Origin of the sequence: Collinsella sp. AM33-4BH (genome assembly GCF_003469205.1) — a bacterium.
GTDB lineage: Bacteria > Actinomycetota > Coriobacteriia > Coriobacteriales > Coriobacteriaceae > Collinsella.
The window spans coordinates 49,025-71,132 of the sequence record NZ_QSIN01000009.1; the positions used below are offsets into that span (position 1 = coordinate 49,025).

Here is a 22,108-nt window from a genome sequence, read left to right on the forward strand (position 1 = left end):
CTTCTTTGTTTCAAAAGCTTTTCGGTTTTCTTTTATAAACCATTTCAAAAGCTATCGAAAGCTCAATTGTCAACTTTCCGTGAACGGTCGAATATCGGGCGTGAACGTACTTCTTTTGGGCGGCACCTTCAGAATGAGACTCTTTATAGCCCGTTTACGTGCGAACTATCTGCTACGCATGCATTTGTGACATGCCATTCCGTTCTTTTGATTCATTCGAATTTGCCTTGTTCTTTTCATATCGATACGTTATATTTCGATTACGAAAGGCGCATCTTTTACCTTTTGTTCAAAAGGAGCGGCATATGGCATCTACTTCAGACCTTTCACCGGCCGAGCGTCAGCGATTTATCATGAATTGGCTGGCCGAAAAGCCAAATATCTCGGTATCCGACATCGTTCGCCGTTTTTCGGTTTCGGAAGTCACCGCACGACACGACCTCATCTCGCTGGAATCCGAAGGCAAGCTGCGTCGCGTACGCGGCGGAGCGGTATCGCTTTCTCGCTCCAACGCAATCTCGTATCCCGAGGAGCGCATCAATGTCCAAGTCGAGGCCAAGGAGGCCATCGCCGCAACCGCAGCAACTCTTGTTGATGATGGCGATGTTCTGGTAATTGATATCGGCACCACAGGCTTTTACTTCGCTAAGGCCCTCATGGACAAGCGTGAGATCACCATTATCACCGGCGATCTTGCAATCGCGAACTACGCCAGCTTCAATCTCCCCAATGCTTCGGTAGTGCTGCTGGGCGGCTCCGTGCGCAAGGGCCACCTCTATCTCGCGGGCGCACTGACGCTCGACTGCATGAGCAAACTACATGCCGACAAGGCGTTTGTCAGTGCTGACGGATTCCACCCCGACCACGGTTTTACCGTCGAGCACGACTTCTCGGCCATGATCAAGCATATGTACCTTACCAACTCAAACCAGGGCTACATGATGGTTGACCAGGGAAAGTTCAACAAGACCAGTTTTTATCAGTCCGCGCAGATCGATGACCTCGACGGCATCATCGTTGATGGAGACAACGAGGGCATCATGACGGCGGCGATCGAGAGCAGTCGCAGTCATCCCAAGCTCTATATTGCAAAATAGCTCAAATGGCCGGGTCGCCCCCACTGCGGGCGACCCGGCCATTTATTAAATCAACCCAAAATGCTGCATCGCTGTGACGGTGCCGTCGTGTGCGACGTCGTCGGTCACGTAGCCGGCGATCGCCTTGACCTCAGGCATGGCGTTGCCCATGGCGACAGCCGTCTCGACGGCGGCGAGCATGCCCAGGTCGTTGCCCGAATCGCCAAAGCCAAAGGTGCGCTCGTTGCCAGCGCGACCCAGATACGCCAGCGCCCGCGCCAGGCCCACGCCCTTGTCGATGCCCTTGGGGCTCAACTCGCGATTTGTTTGCTGGGCTCACTTGGAAGAGCGGCGGTAAACGCATCTCCCGGTTAATCCGGCACCGCCGAAGCGAACCCCACACACGCCCTCCGGCAAGCGGCACGCGCCCGTCAACGCAAAGGTCCGGCGGGACGCACCTAGCATCCCGCCGGACCGCCACTCGTCCAGGAGGCCGCCGCGACGAGCCCCTAGATCTTCGCAAGCTCCTCGGAGATGACGCGGCAGACGTCCTCAGCCTGAGGCATCACGCCGTACATCTCGAAGAAGCCGTGGTCGCAGCCGCGATAGCGAATCGCGGTGACGTCAACGCCCGCATCCTGCAGCCTCTTCGCGAATAGCTCGTCCTGATAGCGCAGGTAGTCATACTCGGAAGAGATGATGACCGTGCGGGGGAACGCGCTCACGTCCTCCGCGAACAGGGCAGACACCCTCGGGTCGAGCATCTCCTCCGCATTGCCGTTGGTATACATCACTGGCAGGTCGTCGTTGGCGTTGCGGATGCGATCCACCCTGCTCAGAGCCTCGGCCCTCTGGTCGTTCACGATCTCATAGAGGTCATAGGACCATTCCTCCGGAACAGGGCCGCCGTCGACGAGCGGATACAGCTCGGCCACGAGCTTGATCCTGTCCGCATGGGACCCGTCGAGGACGACGGCGTTGGTCAGGCTTCCGCCCGCGGAGTCGCCAGCCACGGCGACCCGCGTCGCGTCGACACCCAGCTCATCCGCATGCTCGACAAGCCAGTCGAGCGTCTTCACGCAGTCCTCGACACCACCGGGGAACATCGTCTCGGGAGACAAGCGGTACTCCGGGTAGATCGCGACGCAGCCCGTTCGCTCCGCGATGTCGCGCAGGCAGTTCTCGTACTGGCCAATGTTGCCCACCATGAAGCCGCCGCCGTGGATGAACACGAGCGCGGCGGAGCCGCACCCGCGGCCCTCGGGCGTGAAGACGTGCAGGGGAATGCCCCTGTCGCCAAAGTTCATGACGACGGTCTTCTTGGCGACGTTCGAGCCCCTCACGACATGGGTCTCCTTGTTGGGAGCGGAGCGCCACGCGATCACGTCCACCGGCCCCGCCGGCGCCGGGCCGGCGGCGAGCTTCGCATGGGCGCGCGCGTAGACGCGCGGATCGAGCACGCGCTCGCGCTCGTCTCCCGGCACGGGCTTCAGCAGGAGCTTCAGCCCGTTGGGCTCCACGACCTCCCTAGATCCACGCTCAAGCACTTCAAGCTCGGAAGTGGGGTACTTCCTCTCCTCGGTGCCCATGGCTAGCCGATCTTCAGCTCGTCAAGCTTGGCGTCAAGCTTGGCCATCTCATCGGCGGAAAGCTCCCACTCGAACGTCTCGCAGTTCTGAATCGCGTGGGCGTCCGTGCGCACGCCAACGAGCGCGGTGCCCACGTACTCCTTCTGGGTGCTCCAGTTCACGGCGACCTGTGCCACGGGCTTGTCATGAGCCTCGGCGATCTCGTCCATGACCTTGAGCAGCTCCTGGACGCGCGAGAACTTGGGCTCCTGGAAGTAGTCGTAGAAGCCGCCACGAACATCGCCCTCCTCGAACTTCGGCAGCTCGCGGAACTTGCCCGACAGGATGCCCGCGCCAAGGGAGCCATAGGTGAAGGAGTCGATGCCACGCTCGTAGCCCCACTTGATAAGGTCCTCGGAGGAGCGGTCGACCATGGAGTAGGGCGGCTGCTGGACGTCGACCTGAGCGACCTTCTCGCACTCCTCGATCATCTCGGTCGTGAAGTTGGAGACGCCGATGTGGCGAATCTTGCCTTGCTCCTTGAGGAGCTGGAGGGCGCACATCGTCTCGGAGAACGGGGTCTTGGCGTCGGGCCAGTGCACGAAGTAGAAGTCGATGTAGTCGGTGCGGAGATTGCGCAGCGAGCTCTCGACCTCCCTCATGATGTTCTTGAACGAAGAGTCGCGGTCATAGCCGGCGGCGCTGGTGATCAGGCCAACCTTGGTCGAGAGCAGGTAGCTCTCTCGGTCGACGCCCCTGAGCGCGTTGCCGACGACCTTCTCGGACGCGCCGTTGCCATAGCACGGCGCGGTGTCAATGAGGTTGACGCCGTGATCGAGCATGGTGCGGATGGCGGACATGCTGGCGGCGTCATCGTTCTCACCAAAGGAGTCGCCGCCGATCGCCCAGGTGCCCACGGCGAGCTGGGAGACGTCAACGTCGGAGTTCTTGAGGTGCGTGTAGCGCATATTCTCTCCTTCTAATGGGGCGGCACGCGTCGAATGTCCTCGATCGCGTGCCGCCAGGAATTGCCTTGAACAGGCTTCGGATGATCCGGAAACCGCCTTACACGATGCCCACGAGGCCGAGGACGAGCGCCAGAACCATGATGCCGACCAGGATGATGTTGACGTTCACGTTCTTCTTGCGCAGGAGCCAGAGGACGACGAGCGTAAGTCCCAGAGGCACGATGCCCTTGAAGATCGAGTCGAGGTAGGTCTGGATCATGACGGGGTCGGAGTCCTGAACCGGAATGGACAGGATCGTGTTGAATTGGACGTTCGCCGCGGTCATGGCGCCGATCATCACCAGGCCGATCGTGGAGGTCGCCTTGGTGATGAGCTTCATGAGACCACCCTCGTACATCTCGGAGATGAAGTTGGTGCCCATGCTGAAGCCGAGGTAGGTCATGAAGTATCGGCAGAGGATCGACGGGATGTTGTAGATCAGCAGGAACATGATCGCGCCGAGGGGCGAGCCGCTCATGGCGAGGTTAATGCCGATGCCGGCGGCGATAACACGCAGGACGCCCCAGAAGATTGCGTCGCCGATGCCGGACATCGGGCCCATCAGGGAGACCTTGATACCGTCGATGGACTCGGTGTCGAAGTCTTCGTGCTGCGAGTTCTCCCTCTCCATGGAGGCGACGAGGCCCATGGCGAACGTGCCGACGTTCTGGGTAATGTTGTACCAAGTCGTGTGACGCTTCATGGCGTCGGCACGAACCTCGGGGTCATCGGCGTAGTAGCGGTTAAGCGCGGGCTGGACGGAGTACAGCCAGCCGTCGGCGCCAGCCTTGACGGAACCGCCGGCGCAGGAAGCGAACACGGAGAAGGAGCGCAGGAAAATGCTGTTGAGCATCTTCTTGTCTTCAGGGCTCACATTCTTGGTCAGGTTGCTCATGCGAAGAAATCCTCCTCGTCGCTGGTTACAGAGTCGCCGGAAACGGCCTGGGTGGCCACTCCCTTCTTGGTGAGATCGAAGATCTCCTTGTCGCGGAGGGCGGAGGCAACCGCGATGATGACACCGAGAACTGCGATGGCGATCATCGGGAGGCCGAGGTACTGGTAGAGCGTAAAGCCCAAGAAGAAGTAGATGCTGAGCTCGGTGCTCCACAGCATCTGGAGCAGGAGCGCCATACCAACGGCGGGCAGGAGGGCACCCACGGCGTTGAGGCCGCTCATGACATTGGCCGGAATCTGGTTGACAATGGCGGCAACGGGCTCGGCGCCAAGGTAAACGCCGAGGAAGGCGATGAGGCCAAAGGCGGCGTACTTAACGAACCAGAGAACGAAGTGCTGAAGCGCGAGGCCCTTCTCGTTGCCCTCGGCGGCCATCTTGTCAAAGGTGGCTGCGAAGAACGCGAGGAACACGTTGTTCATGAAGATCGAGAGAAATGCGGTGACGACGCCCACGGGAACGGCCAGTGTGATGGCGGCACCCTGGTCGATACCAGCGCCAACGGTGAAGGCGACGGCGAGGGCGGTCGCGGTAACAGGCTCGGCGGAGATAGCGCCACCAATGTTAACCGCGCCCATGAAGATCGCCTCGAGAGAGGCACCGATGATGACACCGGTCTTGACGTCGCCCATCAGGAGGCCCGCAACGAGACCTACCACGAGAGGACGCTCGATCATGCACTGACCAAGAACCCAGTTGCCGCCGTAGCAAATCAGCACGGTCAACCAGGCCATTATTGCCAACCCAACCATTTGACTTCCTTTCTTTCATTTCATTTGGCCGCCTGGCCAAATCCCCTTATTTCCCCGCCGCCTCGATCAGACTCTTGAGAGGAGTCTTGGGATTGGACGGGATAAGCTGATGGAAAACCGGAATACCCTGCTCGCAAAGCTCCTTCGCGGCCTCGAGCTCATCCGGGTTGAGCATGATCGTGGAGTTGAGGGCGACCTTGCTATCCGGATCGGACTTGTCGAAGCGGCCGACGTTGGCAACGTTCACGCCCTCAATCTTGCCCGGCGCGCCCTTAACGAGCTCAAGCACGTCACGCACGCAGTTGGTGAGCGCGAAGATGCGCATGGAGTCCGCGCGCGGATCGTTCGCGATGCGGCAGGCATCCGGAACGTCCTTGACGAGGAGTTTCTGGCCCGCCGGCGTACCCATGGAAAGCGTCATGCGAAGGGCGTCGCTCTCCACGGCGTGCTTGTTGGCGACGATGATCCTGGTGGTGTTGAGCTCCTTGGTCCACACCAGGGCGACCTGTCCGTGAATCAGACGGTCATCGACTCGAACCTGAACAATCATTGCTTCCTCTCTCTACTTGTTAGTACTCTCTAATCAAAGAAGTCTCCCTCGGACTCCTCGTTGTCCGCGGCCTTGCTCGGAGGCTCGACGACCTGCATCGTCGCCCTCGCCAGCTCGACGCTCTGCTTGATCGAATCTGCCGTGACCGGCTCGGCGCCGAGGAGCGTCTCGATCACGAGGCCGAGGTTCATACCGGTGACGTGGACGATCCCGCGCTTCTCCGGCTCCATAAGGACGACCTTCTGGAAGACGGAACCACCGTAGATGTCGGTGAAGATGATGGCCTCGTCCTCAGGGCCCACCGAGTCAATAAAGGCCTGGATGCGAGGGGTGAAATCGGAGTCGTCCACGTAGCAGTCAACTGCCTCCACCATGTCCGCCATGCCGGTCAGGATTCCGATCGAGCTCCTGATTCCGCTTGCGAGGTGGCCGTGCGACGCGACAAGAACTTTCTTCATCGAGTCTCTCCTAGAGCGAATAGTGGTTGGGGTTCAGAAGCTGGATCTTGCTGACGACGAACGCGCGCATGTCGGGGGCGGCGTCCATCAGGAGGCCTATGCCGTTGCCGTCGTTCTTACCGGAGTTGATGTCCTTCTCGAAGGCGCGGTACATGGAACGGAAGTACTCCGTGGCGATGTTGAACTTACTCATGCCGAGGTTCACGGCCTCCTGGAGCTGCTCGTCGGGGATGTCGGAGCATCCGTGCATGACGAGGGGGACGCTGACGGCCTCCCTGCAGGCCTTGATGCGCTCCATGTCGAGGTTCGGGACCTTGACATAGGGGCCGTGGGCATTGCCGACGGCGATGGCGAGCGAGCCGCAACCGGTGCCCTCGACAAACTCCTCGGCGAGGTTCGGGTCGGTGTAGTGGTCGCTGTTCACGAAGTCGTTGGCGTCAGAGCCGTTGCCGACATGGCCGAGCTCGGCCTCGATGTCGACGTCGAAGATCTTGGCGACCTGGACGACGTCCTTCGTGAGCTGGAAGTTCTCCTCATAGGGAAGTGAGGAGCCGTCGACCATGACGGATGGGAAGCCGGCCTTGACGCCCTTGACGGCGATCTCGTAACCAGCGGAGTGATCCTGGTGGACGGCGACGGGCACGCTCGCGCGCTCGGCGTAATAGCGGGCGGCGAAGGCGATGATGTCGAGGGCGCAGTGGTCCTCGAAGCCAGGCCAGTACTGGATGATGATGGGCATGTGCTCATCCTCGGCGGCCTGGATCGCATAACGGATGGTCTCCGTATTGATGACGTTAATCGCGGGCACGCCATAGTGGTGCTCGGTCGCATGTTGAAGAAGCTCGTTGACCTTGATGAGTGACATCTTTGTCTTCCTTTCACCTGAATAATCATTGGATCGGACAGTTCTCAGCTCGTCAGCTGGTTGAACACGAAGCGAAGCGCGAGGCAGGCAGGCGCTTGCGAGGCGCGGTGGAGCCTATGCGGCCGCCTGGCCCTCAGGCTGCGGCGCCGCGCTTCGACGCCATAGCACGTACGCCACAAGAGCAGCGACTGCAGCAATCGTTGAAGCGAGGGCGAAGGCCAGGAAACCCGCGTGCGTGCCGAGCGCATCGCACGCCCAACCGCCAAACAGGTTCGCAACCACGACGGACAGACCGCTCTGGACCATCGCGAAGGCGCTCTGACCTCGAGCGCGACAATCCTCGTAAGTGTGGTTGGCAATGTAGGTAACGCAGGAGTAGTAGACGGTCATGTAACTCACGCTCTGCAGCAGCTGGCCGCAGACCATGACCGGGACGATGCCGGTGCCCACAAGCACGAGCCTGAGCGCCGCCATGAAGCAGGAAAAGATCAGGAGGTTCATCTCGCCGAAGCGCCTGACCAGCTTGGAGGAAACGAGCAGGATGGGGATCTCGCTCGCAGCGGAGACCGCACTCAGGACGCCCACGAGGTTCTGACCCTCGCCAAGCTCGACCGCGTAGCGGCCCAAGAACGCCCCGATGAAGCCAATCGCGGCCGAACTGATGAAGGCGAAGACCAAGACGAAGGCGATCTCATTGCTGGTGAACAGCGAGAGGAGGCCCTTTCCGTGGGAGACCTTGGGATCGTCCGCGGCATTGGCGCGAATTCCCGCCTCGGGGAGGCGCCACATGTGAGCCGCGAAGCCCACCAGCGCGGCGGAGACCACCGTGAACTGGATTTGAGGAGCCATGTCGAGCAGCCGACCGACGATCAGGACGACGATGGCATAGCCGATAGTGCCACCCATGCGAATGCGAGAAAAGTCCAGGCCAGAGCGATCCGCGAGCTCGATGACGAGGGAGTCGCTCAGGGGCAGGAGCCCCGAGAAAAACGCCGAGAATGCAAAGGTTACGAAAAGGACCGGGACGAACGTCGACGCCAGGTAATACAGCGGAGCGAGTACCGCCGCCGCAAGGCAGAGGGCCACGATGACCGCGCGGCGGCGCCCGAGCTTGTCGGCGATCGTCGACCAGAGCGGCTGGATGGCGAGCGCACACACCGGGGTCGCCGCGAGGAGAATGCCGGTCTGGGCCGCGCTGAGGCCGAGGCTCGTGTAGTGAGCGGAGAGAAACGGCGAGTACACGCCCGCGCAGACCCAGTAGAGTACGTTCGCGAAGAAGAGCGAAGTCATGCTTGCGTTTGTCTTGGCGTTGTGCATCGTGCTTCTCCCTTCTTGCTCGCCAGGTGCCTGTCTGGGCTTCGAAGTGATTCACCATCTAGCGTGAAACGGAGTTGCGAGGCGTTGAAACAATGTTCTGTTGTTTCATCGTTTTCGTGCCGTTGTTTCACGGCTCATAAGATAGCAGCTCAAGCTGAGATTGCGCCGAGGAAGTACCGATTTACCGTGAACGGTAGGAAATCAGCGGTGAAACGCTATTTCACCGCTGATGAAACATTTTGCTTATTTTTCACCTCTCTTGACCTAAGATACAAAGCAAGCTAGGACCAAGGAGTAACCATGGATAAGACAGGGGATGTGCTCAGCCACATCTGCGCGGTCATGAGCAGCCTATCCCCCTCGGAGAAGGCAATCGCAACGTATGTGCTCGACCACCCGTCGGATGTCGCAACGATGACCGTCCGCGAACTCGCCGCAGAAACCGGTACGTCACCGGCGTCTGTTTCGAGATTCGCAAGGACGCTTGACTACCGAACCTATTCGGACATGCGTCTGGCGCTCGGCATATCCATCAGCAGGGCATCCGGCGAAGAAAAGGCCACGGACGGCAGGATTACTCTGGACGACGTCGAGGGCTCCATCAAGTACGTCCTGTCTCACAAGGTCAAGGAGCTCTCCCAAACCGCCTCGCTCATTGACTCCGATGACTTTTCGGCAGTCGTCAATCTGCTCCACAACGCCAACCTCGTCCTGATCGCGGGCGTCGGCAACTCGATTAACATGGGCGTAAACGCGGCGTTCAAGCTCTCGCAGGTTGGAGTCAGAGCGTTTTGCCCCAGTACCACCGAAGCCATGGTCTCCGTCGCAACCAGCCTCAAGGAGAATGACGTTCTGCTCGTCATTTCGACGTCCGGATACTCGAAGCGCCTCGTCAACATATTCGACTCTGCCGAGGATTCGAACACCCCCATCATCATGATCACAGACAACCCGGATACGCCGCTCGCGAAGCGTGCCACGCATATCATCCGAGCCATCTCGCGAGATCAGGCCATCACCGGAACCGAGATCGCCTTCTCGCACAGCTCGATCAACTTCGTCATCGAGCTGCTGTTCCTCTTCCTGACCTCTTGCTGGGATGACCCGGTAGAGTTTAACAGGATCATCTCGAAGAATCTCATGGGAGACAAGCAATACAGCTAGGACGACGCACGCCGGCGCACCGATGCCCAGACCGAAACGGGAGGACCCCTTGATAAAGCTCATCCTCGCAGACATGGATGGGACCCTGTTGCCGTTTGGCTCAAGGGTCGTATCGGAGCGCACGCACAGCGCGATTCTTTCGGCGCTCGATGCGGGCATCGCGTTCGGCCCCGCAAGCGGGCGCGACTACGCCGACCTGGCCGATGCCTTTGACGGCGACGCGCGCTGTTTCTCGACCGGCATCATGGCCAACGGAAAGAAGGTCTTCTCCAGCGGCGAACTCGTGTTCAAAAAGACGCTCTCGACGGAGGCCCTCGTCAAGCTCGATAGCGCTGTACGCCCCTACGCGGGGACGTCACTCTGGCTAGTCGCCGATGTCGATGAGACAGGCAAGCGCTGCGAGCAGTTCCTCTGCGCCGTCGAGCCTGGCGACGAATTCGCCCTGGAAGTCGTTAAGGACTCCGGAAGAGACATGGCGCTCGGAGACGTGCCCACGAACCGTGACGTCATAACCGCCGGCATCTTCGTCAACGTCAGCTCCGCCCCGACGGAAGTCGTTCGGAGTCGATGCAAGGAAGCCTGCCCAGAACTTGATTTCCCCTCGCCCGTCCCATTCTTCCTCGATGTTGTTCCGGCTGGCTGGAGCAAGGTAAACGGACTCGACGCGCTTCTCGGCAGCCTTGGGGTCACGCTGGACGAGGTCGCTTTTATCGGAGACTCGGAAAACGACGTGACGCTCCTCGAAAAGGTGCCGAACTCCTACGCAGTCGCGGGCGCGATGCCAGAGGCGAAGGCCGCGGCCCATCACCTGATCGGGAACGCAGCCGAGGACTCCGTCGCGAAGCTCATCGAACAGATTGTCCAGCAGCGAGGCTAGGGTTCCGCCAGCGTGGCATGCGCCGCGTGCCTCGTCATCCGTTCGTGGCGCGCTACCTCGTGACGATCCAGAGCGTGGCCATCGTCGCGACGCCGATGCCTACGATGAGCGCGGCCCACAGGACGCGGACCACGGGGTTCATGTCGCCCGTCACCACCATGTCGTTCGCGTGCCAGAACCAGCTCTCGTTTCCCTTGCGCATGATGCACTCCCTTAGCCTCGATTACGCCATCTATGGCCGAGCAATCGCAGGTCACGTGCCATAGATTTGCCCTACGCCCAGCTTTCAGTTCTGTAAGGCGGCGGGAGCCTGTGCGAGGCCCCGAGTCCTGAGGCCGTTGCAATGAAAATGGGAATCAAGGGGCACGCATCAATCATATGGGTTCCTTTCGAGGGCGATGGCAAACGAAGCATCCATCATATAATGGAGCGACGCAACCAGAGAGGTCACCCATGGAATTTTATGCAAGCTGCCCCGAGGGCTTTGAATCCGCACTCGCCGACGAGCTCAAGTGGCTCGGGCTTTCGCATGTCCGCCGCCTGAAGGGCCGCGCTACGTTTGAGGGCGAGCTCGAAGAAGGCTACCGCGCCTGTCTGTGGTCGCGCCTGGCCAGCCGCGTGTTTGTGGTGCTCGGACGCTTTGAGGCACAGGATGCCGACGAGCTGTACGATGCCGTTTACGACATTGCCTGGGAAAACATCGTCCGCTGCGGCGCCACCATTGCCATCACTGCCCGTGGTGTGACCGAGCAGCTGCGCAACACGCGCTTCTCTGCCCTGCGCGCCAAGGACGCATTGTGCGATCGCCTGGCCGAGACCACAGGCCGTCGCGCCGATGTCGATGCTGCCGACCCCGATGTCCACCTGCTGCTTTCGCTACGCCAGCGCCGTGCGAGCATAAGCCTGGACCTTTCGGGCGATCCGTTATTCAAACGCCTGCCGCCTGCCGCGACCCGCGCCGGCGAGGGTACGCACGTGCTGCGCCCCGACTACGCCGCCCTGGTGCTTTCGCAGGTCGGCTGGACCGCGCTATGCGAGCGCGAGCTGACGGCCGACGATTACGAGAACGAGGCTCTGCCCACGCTGGTCGACGCCTCATGCGCCGGCGGCGGTCTGCTGCTAGAGGCCGTGAATATCCTAACCGACCGCGCTCCGGGCGCCGCCCACGAGCGCTGGGGCTTTGAGGGCTGGCAGCTGCACGATGCCGCCCTATGGGAGCAGTTGCTTGCCGAGGCACGCGGGCGCGAGGCGGCAGCGCGTGAGCGCCAGGCGCGCATCGTGGCCGCGGACATCGACCCCGCCGCCCGCAAGACCGCCGAGCGCATGGTTAAGTTTGCCGGCTACAAGCGCTTTGTCGATTTTTGCGCCGCCAAATCTGCCACCGTACTGGACCACGCGGGCGCCGTCGCCGGTGCCGCCCTCGTCGCGGATACGACCGAGACGCCGCTGTCGCTTATGCATGACGCCATGACGCTGGTCGGCGAGCTGCGCCGCGCGCCCGAGCTTGCTTCGGCACCGGTCGCCGCGCTCACCCGCGACGGCCTGCTGGCCCGCGCGCTCCATGCCGAGCCCGCGCGCTCCATTGCCGTCATGCCCAACAACGAAGAGGCGACTATCGAGGTTTGGCCCTCGCTCGACCACGCCGCCGCAGCGTTTGAAGCTGCGACCAGCGCGGATGCCGAGGCCGAGGTTGCGGATGCCAACGAAGTCAACGATGAGGCCGCAGCTTCTGCCATGCCCGAGCCCGCTGCCACGCTCGACCTGGGCGACGGCAAGCCGCTGCCCGTGCTCATCCCCGAATCCGAGCAGTTCGCCAACCGCCTGCGCAAGAACGCACGCCTGCGCCGCAAGTGGGCCAAGCGCGAGGGCGTGAGCTGCTACCGCGTCTACGATGCCGACCTACCCGACTACTCCGCCGCCATCGACCTGTACGAGGGTTGCCCACAGACTCCAGGCCGCTGGCTCGTCATCGCCGAATACGCGGCACCCAAGACCATCGACCCGGCACTGGCCCAGGCCCGTATGCTCGACATTCTGGCCATCGCGCCGCGCATCCTGGATGTTCCGGCCGAGCATGTGCACGCCAAGGCCCGCATGCGTTCGCGCGGCGGCTCGCAGTACGGCAAACAGGGCGCCGGCAAGGGCGGCTCGAGCGAGCGCGCTAACATCGCACGTCGCCGTCTGCCGCTCATCGAAGAGGGCGGCCTTACCTTTGCCGTCAACTTTGACGACTATCTGGATGTAGGCATCTTCCTGGATCACCGCGTCACCCGCAACCTGGTGCGTGAGCACGCCAAGCAGGCGCGCCGCTTCCTCAACCTGTTTGCCTACACCGGCACCGCCACCTGCTACGCGGCCGATGGCGGCGTCGAGGAGACCGTGACGGTCGACCTCTCGAACACCTACCTGGACTGGGCCGAGCGCAATATGCGCCAGAACGGCTTTGTTGGCCCGCAGCATCACTTTGTGCGCGATGACGTGCTCGCCTGGATTCGCGACCAGCGCCAGACGCGCAACCGCTGGGACCTGATCTTTGTCGACCCGCCCACGTTCTCGAACTCGTCCAAGATGGGCCGCCGTACCTGGGATGTCCAGCGCGACCATGTTGAGCTTTTGGCCGGCGTGTCGCGCCTGCTCGCACAGGGCGGGCACGCCATCTTTAGCTGCAACCTGCGCGGCTTCCGCCCCGAGACGCGCAAGCTTGCGCGCGCAGGCGTGGTGCTGGAGGACATTACGGCGCAGACCATCCCCGAGGATTTCACGCGCAACCAGAAGGTGCACCACTGCTACATCGTGCGCCGCCTGCCCATCGAGGACGCCATGGCCGAGGTCGGCTTTAGCGCCGAGGAAATTGCTGAGCGCGTCGAGGAACTGCGCAACCCCGGAGCCCGCAAGCCTCGCGCAACGGCGCCCGCGCACGCGCAGGCCGGCGTCCGAGGACCGCACGGCGACGACAAGCCCGCCTGCTCAGGCAAGCCCAAAAAGAAGAAGTTCTACGCCAGCAAGCCCAAGGGCAAGTAATAAAAAAGCGATGGGATAGTTCCCCGATGACCTCATCAAAGGCCAAACGAGAACTATCCCACCGCAACTTATAGAGGGGCCACGTCTGGGGGCCGTGCTCTGACCTATCCCTGGATGACCAATCGGTAACCAATACCCACGTGCGTTTGGATATAGCGCGGATGCGCGGGGTCGGATTCGATCTTCTTGCGCAACGTGCCCATAAAGACACGCAGGCTCGCCAGGTCGCTCTTGGTCGCCGTACCCCAAATCTCGTGCAGGATAAATTGGTGCGTCAGCACCTTGTCGGCGTTGTGTGCCAGCAGGCACAAGAGCTTGTACTCGATCGGCGTCAGATGCAGTTCCTCGCCATCCATCGTGGCGATGCCGGCATCAAAATCGATATGCAGCTCACCGGTATCGAACGAGCCCTCGGAGACAACGCCGCCCGTTTGCGCATACGAAAGGCGCCTGAGCGTCGTGCGAATGCGCGCGAGCAGCTCCTCGACCGAAAACGGCTTAGTCAGGTAGTCATCGGCGCCGGCATCGAGCGCTCGGATCTTGTCCGCGTCCTCGCTGCGCGCCGAAACCACGATGATCGGCATGCCCGACCACGCGCGCACCGACTCCACCACCTTGACGCCGTCCATATCGGGCAGGCCCAGATCGAGCAGCACAATGCTCGGCGCCTGCGACGAAGCGGCGGCGATGGCGGCGTGGGCGGTCTCCACAGCCATATGGCGCAAACCGTGCGCCTCGAGCGCGGCGACGATAAGGTTGCGGACGGCGGGATCGTCCTCAACGACCAAGATGAGCGGTTTCACGGCAGAGTTCGGCACAGCGCTACTCCTTATCAAACGAAACGTCGGCGGCGGGAAGCTCAATCGTAAAGACCGAACCGTGCGGGTCCGCCGCGGTAACCTCTATGCTACCGCCATGTGCCAGCGCAATGGAGCGGCAGAGCGAAAGCCCCAAGCCCACACTGCGGCAGCTGTCGGCCAGGCCATGGTTGGCGGTGTAGAACGACTCAAAGATACGCTCGCGGTCCTCGGGCGCAATGCCCGGGCCGTCATCGGCAACCGAGCACGCCACGCGCTCATCGCCGACGCCAATCGAGATCACGATATGCGAGCCCGCAGGCGTATAGGCGATGGCATTGTTCACCAGATTGACCACCAGCTGCACCATCAGGCGCGCGTCGACGTTGACAAGCGCCGGCTCATCGCACGCCACCACCTTAAGGTCGTGCTCGCGCACGGCCGGACTTACGTGGCGCAGCGCCTCCTCGACGATATCGTCCATGAGCTCGAGCGTGGTCGACAGGCGCATACCGCCACCCTCGAGCTTGGTGATGGCGAGCAGATTCTCGACAGTGGCGTTGAGCCATTGCGCGTCCGAGCGAATGGATAGGAGCATGCCGCGGCGTGTCTGGTCGTCGAGCACGGCCGTGCCGGTCGAGCCCTGGTCGAGCAACACGTCGGCATTACCCGAAATACTGGTGAGCGGCGTACGCAGGTCGTGCGAGATGGAGCGCAGCAAGTTGGCGCGCAGCTGCTCGTTTTTAGCAAGCACCGCCGCTTCCTCGCGGGCCTCCATGGCGCGGGCGCGATCGAGCGCCAGCTCGCCTTCGCTCACGATGGCATCGGCAAGCGTCCGCTCCTCGGGCGTCAGCGCATCGGGCTCGGCGACAATGGCGAACACCCCCACCACCGAGGCGGGATCGCCCGCGCGCACCATGGTGTCGCCCGAGCGCACGGTCAGGTATATGCCGTAGAACGCCGAGGCGCCATAGGTGGCATCGAGCGGCGTTCCCACATAGGCGGACGCCGAGAGCCGCGGCGGCATCTGCGGCGCCAGCTGGTGTACCGGCGCGGCATCGCCCACGGCCGTGTACGTCGTGCGCGGCAGCAGGTCATCGTTATCGGCATCGGCGCTATACCACACGACCGGACAGTCCGAAAGACGCGCCAGCTGCGTTGCCATAGCGTGCACAATCTGTTGCTGATCGCCACACCGCTGCAGCATGCGGTTGGTCTCGAGCACCATCTGCGTGCGACGGTCGCTGGCGGCGGCCTGCGCCAAGGCGCGGCGCAGGGCCAGCGCGATCGAGCTCGATACGAGCGAGACCGCAAACATGATAAAGAACATGCCGGGATAGACGCGGTCGATAAACGACAGCGCGTAGCGCGGGTCGACAAACAAGAAGTTGTAGAGCGCCACGGCGGCAGCCGAGCTCAGCAGGCAGTACAGGCGGCTCCAGGTAAAGAAAGCGCACAGCTGCACGGCAAACACATAGACGATCATGATGCTCGGCGCGAGCCCCGGATGGTCGAGCAGCGCGCCCACAATCGTCGCCGCGGCTAGCAGCCCCGCCGATACGCAGGCGTCATACAGAGGACTGCGACGCGTCAGCGTTGTACGCCGCCACCAAAAGTTCTCGGCAATATCGCCGTCCGCACGGACGTCCATCAGCGCCCCGCCCCTCTCTCAAAAACAAAAACCACCACAAAGGGGACTGGCACCTTTGCGGTGGTGGCCTCCTTGTGGTGGTTTCAAGTGTATAGCCTTTGCAGCCTGCGGTCGCTAGACAAACAGCAGACGTCGACTACGGACGCTCGTCGGGAGCCAGGCGCTGCATCTTGCTCACGGCCTTAAACTTGGTGAACAGCGGCACGTACTCAAAGCTCACGTTGGAGTTCTCCAGGCCGTACCAGCGCGCAGGCGTGCCGGCGGCGCGGCGGATGATGTACTTGAGCGTGATGGCCGTACGCTCGCTGGGCTCCACGTCGCTTTCGGGCGCCAGCAGCTTGCGGATCATGACGAACTTAAACGTACCGATGTTGCCCGGGTCCTTGTAGACCGAGTAGTCATGCGTCTGCGCCGGCAGCTCGCCGCTGGCAGCCAGGTCCTGAACAACCTGGCGCAGGTAAGCATTGACGCGCTGGTTGATCTTATAGCCCAGGTACAGATGCACGCGGAATACGTAGTCGGTGCCGAACGTCTCGACCGAGTAGGCAAAGGTATGCGGCTCCTCCATGGTCTCGACATTCACGAACCACCAGGCGCGAGCGCGCTTGGGGTGCTTATCCAAAATCGAGTAGACGATATCGCGGTCGATATAGTCGGTGTTGGTGTCCTTGGTCAGGTACACGATGTTGTCGCTCATGAGCTCGTAGCGATCGTCGTCGCGCAGGCGTTTGAGCTGCGGCAGATAGCTGCGCAGCGGCAGCAGCGTAAACTGACGTTGCTCGACCGCCGTACCGTTGTACCAGCACACCATAATGCCCATGATGAGTGCAGCCATAAGGATGGTGAAGTAGCCGCCGTGGAAGAACTTGGTGAGCGAGCTCACAAAGAAGAAACCCTCGAGCAAAAGGAAGAAGGCAGCAAAGATCCACGGCGCGACCTTGAGATTGCGCTCCACGTGCAGATAGAAGAAGAGCAGCATTGTCGTGCACATCATGGTCAGGGTAATGGCCAGGCCGTACGCGGCCTCCATGTGCGCCGAGTTCTGGAACAGCAGCACCACGACGACGCAGCCCACGAGCATGACGTTGTTGACCATGGGGATGTAGAGCTGGCCCTTGGTCTCGGCAGGATAGAAGACCTGCATATGCGGCATGAGGTCCAGGCGGCTGGCCTCGGACACCAGCGAGAATGCGCCGGTGATGAGCGCCTGCGAGGCGATGATGGCCGCGACGGTGGAAAGGCCGACGGCAAAGGGGCGCAGACCCGGGGCGAGCATCTGGTAGAAGGGGTTGAGGTCGGCGATACCCATGAGCTCCGGGTTGCCGGCGTTGTTGATAAGCCACGCGCCCTGGCCCATGTAGGACAGCAGCAGGCAGCACTTAACGAACGGCCAGGTGGCATAGATATTGCCGCGGCCCACATGGCCCATGTCGGAATAGAGCGCCTCGGCACCGGTGGTAGCGAGGAAGCAGCTGCCCAAAATCATGATGCCCGCATGGTTGTTGGGGCTCAGCAGAAAAGCGATGCCACGCAACGGGTTGAGGCACAGCAGCACCGCGGGATACTGGCAGACAAAGAACAGGCCCGTGCCGCCCAGGAACAAAAACCACAGCGTCATGATGGGACCGAAGGCGTGACCGATCTTGGCCGTGCCGATGCGCTGCACCAAGAAGAGCGCGATGATGATGGCAAGCGTGATGGCGACGACACGACCCTGGTCGTCACCGAGCACGGCATGGACCGCCGGGATGGTGCGCAGGCCCTCGATGGCCGTGGTGACGGTAACGGCAGGCGTCAGGATGCCGTCGGCGAGGAGCGCCGCGCCGCCCAGCATGGCGGGGATGATGAGCCACTTGCCGCAGCGCTTGACCAGGCTGTACAGGGCAAAGATGCCGCCCTCGCCGTGGTTGTCGGCGCGCAGCGAGATCAGCACGTACTTGACGGTCGTCAGCAGCGTGACCGTCCACACGACAAGGGAGAGCGCGCCGAGCACGAACTCCTGCGTGACGCTTCCGATGCCGCCGTTGCCGGCAACGAGCGCCTTGGTTACATACATGGGGCTGGTGCCGATATCGCCATACACCACGCCCAGCGTGACGAGCATCGCCGAGATGCTCACAGGAATCGCAGCGTGCGAGGCTGCCTCCTTGGCCTTTTGTTCCATAAGCCGGTTTCCTCCCAACTTTAACGTTCGAAAGGATTATAGGTAATCGGCCATGTTTTAATGCACTGTTTTCCCAGCTAGATAAACATTTATACAGTCTTTAGGCTACCGCGGCGATATGGAATGTGACAAAGGGACGCCCCCTTTGTCACATTCGTCATTTTCCGAGCCAGTTTTTGAACCACCACTCCATAGAGCGGCTCATCTCGGCCATAAAGGGGCTCGTGTGCTTACGGGTGTAGATGTCGATGACGCGCTCGCCCACCTCGCGGGCGTGCGGGCGAAACATCGCATCCATCTCGGCCACCTGCGCATCCATCGTCGCGGCGTCGGCGCGACAATAACGCTCCTCGTGCACCAGGTTCACCACGGGATGCGCAATGGCCGGGCGCTCCTTACGGGGCGTGCCGATGATGAGCATCGACAGCGGCATGGTATAGGCAGGCAAGTCCAGCAGTGCGGCAACTTCCTCGGCGTTCTCGACGATATCACCGATGTAGCAGCTCCCCAGCCCCAGGGCCTCGGCGGCAACCACGGCGTTTTGAGCGGCGATCACGGCATCCTGCGCCGCGATGGCAAAGTCGCCCAAACCCGGCGCGGGGCGGGGCGCCTTGCCCGTGCGCTCGACAAACTCGGGCTCAAAGCAGCCCACGTGCTCAAACAGATCGATCCACTTGGCATAATCGACCACAAATATGAGCGCCCAGGGCGCCTTGGCGATCATGGGCTGATGATCGCACAGGTCGGCCAGACGGTCCAGCGTAGCCTGCTCGCGAATGCTCACGATGGAATACATCATCATGGCGCCCGCCGACGGCGCGCGACTCGCCGCATGCAAGATCGCCGCCCGCTGCTCGTCGGTCACCGCCACGGGACGGCCGTCGTCATCGCGCGCAAAAGCGCGCGTGGACGAGCGGTGCTCCAAAATGTCCAGTACCGCGTTGCCCGTAGTCTCGACCGGATAGCCGTACGTATCCACGCCCGCAGCTCCGTCGCCGCCCATATCCGCCTCGCAAACCTGCTCGCTCATCGCCCTACCCTCGCCATTTCTTTAAGAAGCCTTTACGTTTCCGTGTAATTCCCGTCCATTATCGCGCAGGTCGCCACCACATTGCGCCACACCGCCACACGCGCGCGTTAATATGGCTGGTTGTTGTGCGCAGCCACCAATTGCAGCGCATATCTTGGTAACAATCGGGTAAACCCCCGCTTTCGTAGGTTTTAGTTTGTGAGGAGTCTCAGCATGTTCGCAGCCGCCATCTCGCTCGTCGGTCTTGCGGCGACCGTCTACCTTGTCTTGCGCGAGGCCAAGGCCATTCGCGCTCAGTCGGGCACCGTTGCCAAAAGCGCTCTTGGGTGGAGCGTCGCCTTCGGCCTGTTCCAGCTCTTTTTGACCATTTGGGGCGCCATTGGCCTCATCGCTCAAAACGAGCCGCTCGCCTTTGTGATGCTCATCCTAACCAACGCCATCCTCACAGGCTGCGCTTGGGCCAGCATCGCACGCGACCGCATCGCCCCGCGCGTCTTTGCGTTCGCCGCGCCCGACGCCCCCGCCCCCACCGGCAAGCTCGCCCGCCTGCGCGGCGCCTTTGTGGGCAAACCGCTCGTCGCCGCCGTCTTGTGCCTGCTGCTCGCCGGCGTCTTTGCGCTGCTGGGAATGGAAGTCTCGTCCAACCACGACTTTACCTGGGTCTACCCCCTGTGCATCCTGCTCGAGTGGGCCATCATCACCGTGCTCATGACCGGCTTGTTCTTCCTATTCCAGCGCCACGGCGCAGCTCCCGCGGTCCTGGCCTTTGCCCTCTTTGTCCTGGGCATTGCCGAGTTCTTCGTCATCACGTTTAAATCTATGCCCATCCAGCCGGGTGACCTTTCGGCCATCTCCACTGCCGCCGCGGTCGCCGGCACCGGCTACACCTTCTCCATCTCGCTGTTCTGCGTGCTGTCCATGGGCTTTACCGCCATCGCCATGCTGCTGTGCGAGTACGCTGGCCTGGTGGCGCCGCACCGTCAGAAGGGTGCCGCCAACGCCAAGCGCATGCTGCTCACCAACCTGCTCGTGGCGGTGCTGTGCCTGGGCGGCGTGACCGCGCATGTCACGCACATCGACTACTACAACACCCTCGGCATCACCGTCTACACCTGGCGCCCGCTCGAGAGCTACTGGCGTGAGGGCTATCTGCCTGCCTTTATTAGTGCAGCGCAGTCCATTAAGCCGCCCAAACCCGCCGACTACTCCGTTGACGACGCCAAGGCCACGCTCAAAAAGTACGCCAAGGCCTACGACAAGTCCGACGCCGCCAAGAGTGACGAGCGCACCGCCGCAAAGGAGCAATTCGACAGCGAGAAGCCCACGGTCATCGCCATCATGAACGAGACCTTCTCGGACCTGTCCATCTACCAGAACATGCGCGCCGGCTACGAGGGCCCGCAGTACTTTAAGAACCTGTCCAACTGCCTCAGCCGCGGCAAGCTCTACGTGAGCGCCTACGGCGGCGGCACGGCCAATACCGAGTTTGAGTTTATGACCGGCAACTCCATGGCCAACCTGGGCTCGGGCGTGTACCCCTACACCATCTACAACATGGAGACGACCGGGAACCTGGCAGAGCAGTTCAAATCGCTCGGATATTCCACCACGGCCATGCACCCCAACCACGCGACCAACTGGAACCGCGAGAACGTCTACAAGGACTTTGGCTTTGACCAGTTCCTGTCCATCAACGACTTCCAGGGCGCCGATACCCTACGCGGCATGGTGACCGACCAGGCTACCTACGACAAGATTCTTGAGCTGCTCGACCAGAACGCCGACCCGCAGTTTATCTTCGACGTGACCATGCAGAACCACTCGGGCTACGACACGGGCCTGCTGCCGGTCGACAAGCAGATGCACCTGAACATCGACACGACCGACTTGGACGCCAAGACCGTCGAGGACGGCACGCTCTCCGATGTCGACGAGTATGTCTCGTGCATCGAGCAGTCCGATCAGGCGCTGCGCTACTTCCTCAACGCCCTGAGCAAGCTCGACCGTAAGGTGGTCGTGGTGTTCTGGGGCGACCACCAGCCGTTCTTCCCGTCCAAGTTCAACGACAAGTGGTTTACCGGCGAGGACGACGCCACGCATCAGGAGCGCTTGTGGCAGACCGACTACATCATCTGGGCTAACTACGACGTTGCCGGTTGCGACCAGACAAGCGAGGTCGACGACCTGTCCACCAACTACCTGTCCACCCAGCTGATGCAGCTGATCGGCGCACCGCTGACCGACTACCAGAAAGCGCACATGACGCTGCGCGAGTCGCTGCTCGCTATCAACTCGGTGGGCTATGAGGACGCCAGCCTGCGCTGGGCGCTCTCCTCCAACGCCACCGGTGACGACGCCGCAGCAGCAGCCGCCACCAAGGCACGCGAGGATTACGCGAAGATGCAGTACTACGAGATGTTCCGCGACGGCAAGAACGTCTATACCGAGCACTTCCAGACCGAGGCCAACGAGACCGACCCCAACCTGGCACCGGGTACGACCAAGATCAAGTAACGGGTCGCTCATAACTGAAACGTCTGTCCGGGCGGAGGTATGTAAGGTTCCCTGCTCGGACAGTCCTGCGCAAGACGGAGGCCACGTTATGTGGCCTTCTTTGTTTGCGGAAAGTGTGTCCCGGAATTCTTGTCTGGAATGGGATGCAGTTTCCGCTTGGGACCCGATTGGGAAAGTGTGTCCCACTATTCAGCTGGATTCCGGGATGTATTTTCCCGTTGAGGACCCTTTGGGAAAGTGCGTCCCGGTCTGGGCGCTCAAACTGGGATGGATTTTCCGGATGAGGGCTTGACGGAAAATGTGTCCCGTTCCGGGCGCTAATTGTGGGATGCAGTTTCCGCTTGC

18 protein-coding genes and 1 pseudogene are annotated in these 22,108 nt (G+C 61.6%); 5 read left to right on the plus strand and 14 right to left on the minus strand.

Features of this window, described 5'->3' with window-relative positions; translation table 11 throughout:
- Positions 1–305: 305 nt before the first annotated feature.
- Entirely contained in the window at positions 306–1,097 is a 792-nt protein-coding gene (locus DW821_RS07770) for a DeoR/GlpR family DNA-binding transcription regulator (protein ID WP_128620070.1), read from the plus strand.
- Positions 1,098–1,142: 45 nt separating this feature from the next.
- Here DW821_RS07770 and DW821_RS07775 read toward each other — a convergent pair.
- The 9 genes and pseudogenes from DW821_RS07775 to DW821_RS07815 form a co-directional block, all read right to left on the minus strand.
- Positions 1,143–1,394: pseudogene (locus DW821_RS07775) on the minus strand (HAD family hydrolase); the annotation flags it as partial.
- Between the two features lie 191 nt (positions 1,395–1,585).
- Positions 1,586–2,665 (minus strand): alpha/beta hydrolase, encoded by a 1,080-nt coding sequence (locus DW821_RS07780; RefSeq protein ID WP_118066348.1) that lies wholly within the window; start codon positions 2,663–2,665, stop codon positions 1,586–1,588.
- Between the two features lie 2 nt (positions 2,666–2,667).
- Positions 2,668–3,612 carry an aldo/keto reductase gene (locus DW821_RS07785; RefSeq protein ID WP_117635572.1) on the minus strand — a complete coding sequence of 315 codons (945 nt, stop codon included), beginning with the start codon at positions 3,610–3,612 and terminating at the stop codon, positions 2,668–2,670.
- A 97-nt stretch (positions 3,613–3,709) separates the two neighbouring features.
- Positions 3,710–4,546 (minus strand): PTS system mannose/fructose/sorbose family transporter subunit IID, encoded by an 837-nt coding sequence (locus DW821_RS07790; protein WP_118066350.1) that lies wholly within the window; start codon positions 4,544–4,546, stop codon positions 3,710–3,712.
- Positions 4,543–5,337: a PTS sugar transporter subunit IIC gene (locus DW821_RS07795; RefSeq protein ID WP_199408662.1), complete on the minus strand. Its 795-nt coding sequence runs from the start codon at positions 5,335–5,337 to the stop codon at positions 4,543–4,545. The genes DW821_RS07790 and DW821_RS07795 overlap by 4 nt, the downstream gene beginning before the upstream one ends.
- A 64-nt stretch (positions 5,338–5,401) precedes the next feature.
- Positions 5,402–5,905: a PTS sugar transporter subunit IIB gene (locus DW821_RS07800; protein WP_117635575.1), complete on the minus strand. Its 504-nt coding sequence runs from the start codon at positions 5,903–5,905 to the stop codon at positions 5,402–5,404.
- Between the two features lie 29 nt (positions 5,906–5,934).
- Positions 5,935–6,363 carry a PTS sugar transporter subunit IIA gene (locus tag DW821_RS07805; RefSeq protein WP_117635576.1) on the minus strand — a complete coding sequence of 143 codons (429 nt, stop codon included), beginning with the start codon at positions 6,361–6,363 and terminating at the stop codon, positions 5,935–5,937.
- 10 nt (positions 6,364–6,373) lie between these two features.
- Positions 6,374–7,228, minus strand: a complete 855-nt coding sequence (locus DW821_RS07810; protein ID WP_117635577.1) for a class II fructose-bisphosphate aldolase — start codon at positions 7,226–7,228, stop codon at positions 6,374–6,376.
- A gap of 114 nt (positions 7,229–7,342) precedes the next feature.
- The gene (locus DW821_RS07815; protein WP_158567557.1) at positions 7,343–8,518 is read right to left on the minus strand and encodes an MFS transporter; all 1,176 of its coding nucleotides are present in this window, start codon (positions 8,516–8,518) and stop codon (positions 7,343–7,345) included.
- Between the two features lie 327 nt (positions 8,519–8,845).
- Between DW821_RS07815 and DW821_RS07820 the strand changes: the two genes are divergently transcribed.
- Positions 8,846–9,709, plus strand: a complete 864-nt coding sequence (locus DW821_RS07820; RefSeq protein ID WP_117635579.1) for a MurR/RpiR family transcriptional regulator — start codon at positions 8,846–8,848, stop codon at positions 9,707–9,709.
- A 49-nt stretch (positions 9,710–9,758) separates the two neighbouring features.
- Positions 9,759–10,586, plus strand: a complete 828-nt coding sequence (locus tag DW821_RS07825) for an HAD hydrolase family protein (protein ID WP_117640421.1) — start codon at positions 9,759–9,761, stop codon at positions 10,584–10,586.
- Positions 10,587–10,638: 52 nt separating this feature from the next.
- Here the strand turns inward: DW821_RS07825 and DW821_RS10205 are convergent, their stop codons facing one another.
- Positions 10,639–10,788 (minus strand): hypothetical protein, encoded by a 150-nt coding sequence (locus tag DW821_RS10205; RefSeq protein ID WP_158549343.1) that lies wholly within the window; start codon positions 10,786–10,788, stop codon positions 10,639–10,641.
- Between the two features lie 251 nt (positions 10,789–11,039).
- On the opposite strand from DW821_RS10205, the gene rlmKL reads away from it, so the two are divergent.
- Positions 11,040–13,607 carry a bifunctional 23S rRNA (guanine(2069)-N(7))-methyltransferase RlmK/23S rRNA (guanine(2445)-N(2))-methyltransferase RlmL gene (rlmKL, locus tag DW821_RS07830; RefSeq protein WP_118066356.1) on the plus strand — a complete coding sequence of 856 codons (2,568 nt, stop codon included), beginning with the start codon at positions 11,040–11,042 and terminating at the stop codon, positions 13,605–13,607.
- Between the two features lie 104 nt (positions 13,608–13,711).
- Here the strand turns inward: rlmKL and DW821_RS07835 are convergent, their stop codons facing one another.
- From DW821_RS07835 to DW821_RS07850, 4 genes are all read right to left on the minus strand, one after another.
- Positions 13,712–14,425, minus strand: coding sequence for a response regulator (locus tag DW821_RS07835; RefSeq protein WP_118206230.1), 714 nt, complete (start codon positions 14,423–14,425; stop codon positions 13,712–13,714).
- A 4-nt stretch (positions 14,426–14,429) separates the two neighbouring features.
- Entirely contained in the window at positions 14,430–16,055 is a 1,626-nt protein-coding gene (locus DW821_RS07840) for an ATP-binding protein (RefSeq protein ID WP_118066358.1), read from the minus strand.
- A gap of 136 nt (positions 16,056–16,191) precedes the next feature.
- Positions 16,192–18,219 (minus strand): KUP/HAK/KT family potassium transporter, encoded by a 2,028-nt coding sequence (locus DW821_RS07845; RefSeq protein ID WP_117806659.1) that lies wholly within the window; start codon positions 18,217–18,219, stop codon positions 16,192–16,194.
- Between the two features lie 157 nt (positions 18,220–18,376).
- On the minus strand, positions 18,377–19,249 hold the full coding sequence (locus tag DW821_RS07850) for a nitroreductase family protein (protein ID WP_118066360.1): 873 nt from the start codon (positions 19,247–19,249) through the stop codon (positions 18,377–18,379).
- Between the two features lie 213 nt (positions 19,250–19,462).
- Between DW821_RS07850 and DW821_RS07855 the strand changes: the two genes are divergently transcribed.
- Positions 19,463–21,763 carry an LTA synthase family protein gene (locus tag DW821_RS07855; protein WP_118066362.1) on the plus strand — a complete coding sequence of 767 codons (2,301 nt, stop codon included), beginning with the start codon at positions 19,463–19,465 and terminating at the stop codon, positions 21,761–21,763.
- The last annotated feature ends 345 nt before the right edge of the window (positions 21,764–22,108 follow it).

Excerpts from the sequence above, each read along its gene's own strand:
- DW821_RS07785 (WP_117635572.1), bottom strand. The coding sequence starts at position 3,612 with ATGCGCTACACGCACCTCAAGAACTCCGACGTTGACGTCTCCCAGCTC.
- DW821_RS07810 (WP_117635577.1), bottom strand. The coding sequence starts at position 7,228 with ATGTCACTCATCAAGGTCAACGAGCTTCTTCAACATGCGACCGAGCAC.
- DW821_RS07820 (WP_117635579.1), top strand. The coding sequence starts at position 8,846 with ATGGATAAGACAGGGGATGTGCTCAGCCACATCTGCGCGGTCATGAGC.
- DW821_RS07795 (WP_199408662.1), bottom strand. The coding sequence starts at position 5,337 with ATGGCCTGGTTGACCGTGCTGATTTGCTACGGCGGCAACTGGGTTCTT.
- DW821_RS10205 (WP_158549343.1), bottom strand. The coding sequence starts at position 10,788 with ATGCGCAAGGGAAACGAGAGCTGGTTCTGGCACGCGAACGACATGGTG.
- DW821_RS07780 (WP_118066348.1), bottom strand. The coding sequence starts at position 2,665 with ATGGGCACCGAGGAGAGGAAGTACCCCACTTCCGAGCTTGAAGTGCTT.
- DW821_RS07840 (WP_118066358.1), bottom strand. The coding sequence starts at position 16,055 with ATGGACGTCCGTGCGGACGGCGATATTGCCGAGAACTTTTGGTGGCGG.
- DW821_RS07800 (WP_117635575.1), bottom strand. The coding sequence starts at position 5,905 with ATGATTGTTCAGGTTCGAGTCGATGACCGTCTGATTCACGGACAGGTC.
- DW821_RS07850 (WP_118066360.1), bottom strand. The coding sequence starts at position 19,249 with ATGAGCGAGCAGGTTTGCGAGGCGGATATGGGCGGCGACGGAGCTGCG.
- DW821_RS07855 (WP_118066362.1), top strand. The coding sequence starts at position 19,463 with ATGTTCGCAGCCGCCATCTCGCTCGTCGGTCTTGCGGCGACCGTCTAC.
- DW821_RS07805 (WP_117635576.1), bottom strand. The coding sequence starts at position 6,363 with ATGAAGAAAGTTCTTGTCGCGTCGCACGGCCACCTCGCAAGCGGAATC.
- rlmKL (WP_118066356.1), top strand. The coding sequence starts at position 11,040 with ATGGAATTTTATGCAAGCTGCCCCGAGGGCTTTGAATCCGCACTCGCC.
- DW821_RS07770 (WP_128620070.1), top strand. The coding sequence starts at position 306 with ATGGCATCTACTTCAGACCTTTCACCGGCCGAGCGTCAGCGATTTATC.
- DW821_RS07815 (WP_158567557.1), bottom strand. The coding sequence starts at position 8,518 with ATGACTTCGCTCTTCTTCGCGAACGTACTCTACTGGGTCTGCGCGGGC.
- DW821_RS07790 (WP_118066350.1), bottom strand. The coding sequence starts at position 4,546 with ATGAGCAACCTGACCAAGAATGTGAGCCCTGAAGACAAGAAGATGCTC.
- DW821_RS07845 (WP_117806659.1), bottom strand. The coding sequence starts at position 18,219 with ATGGAACAAAAGGCCAAGGAGGCAGCCTCGCACGCTGCGATTCCTGTG.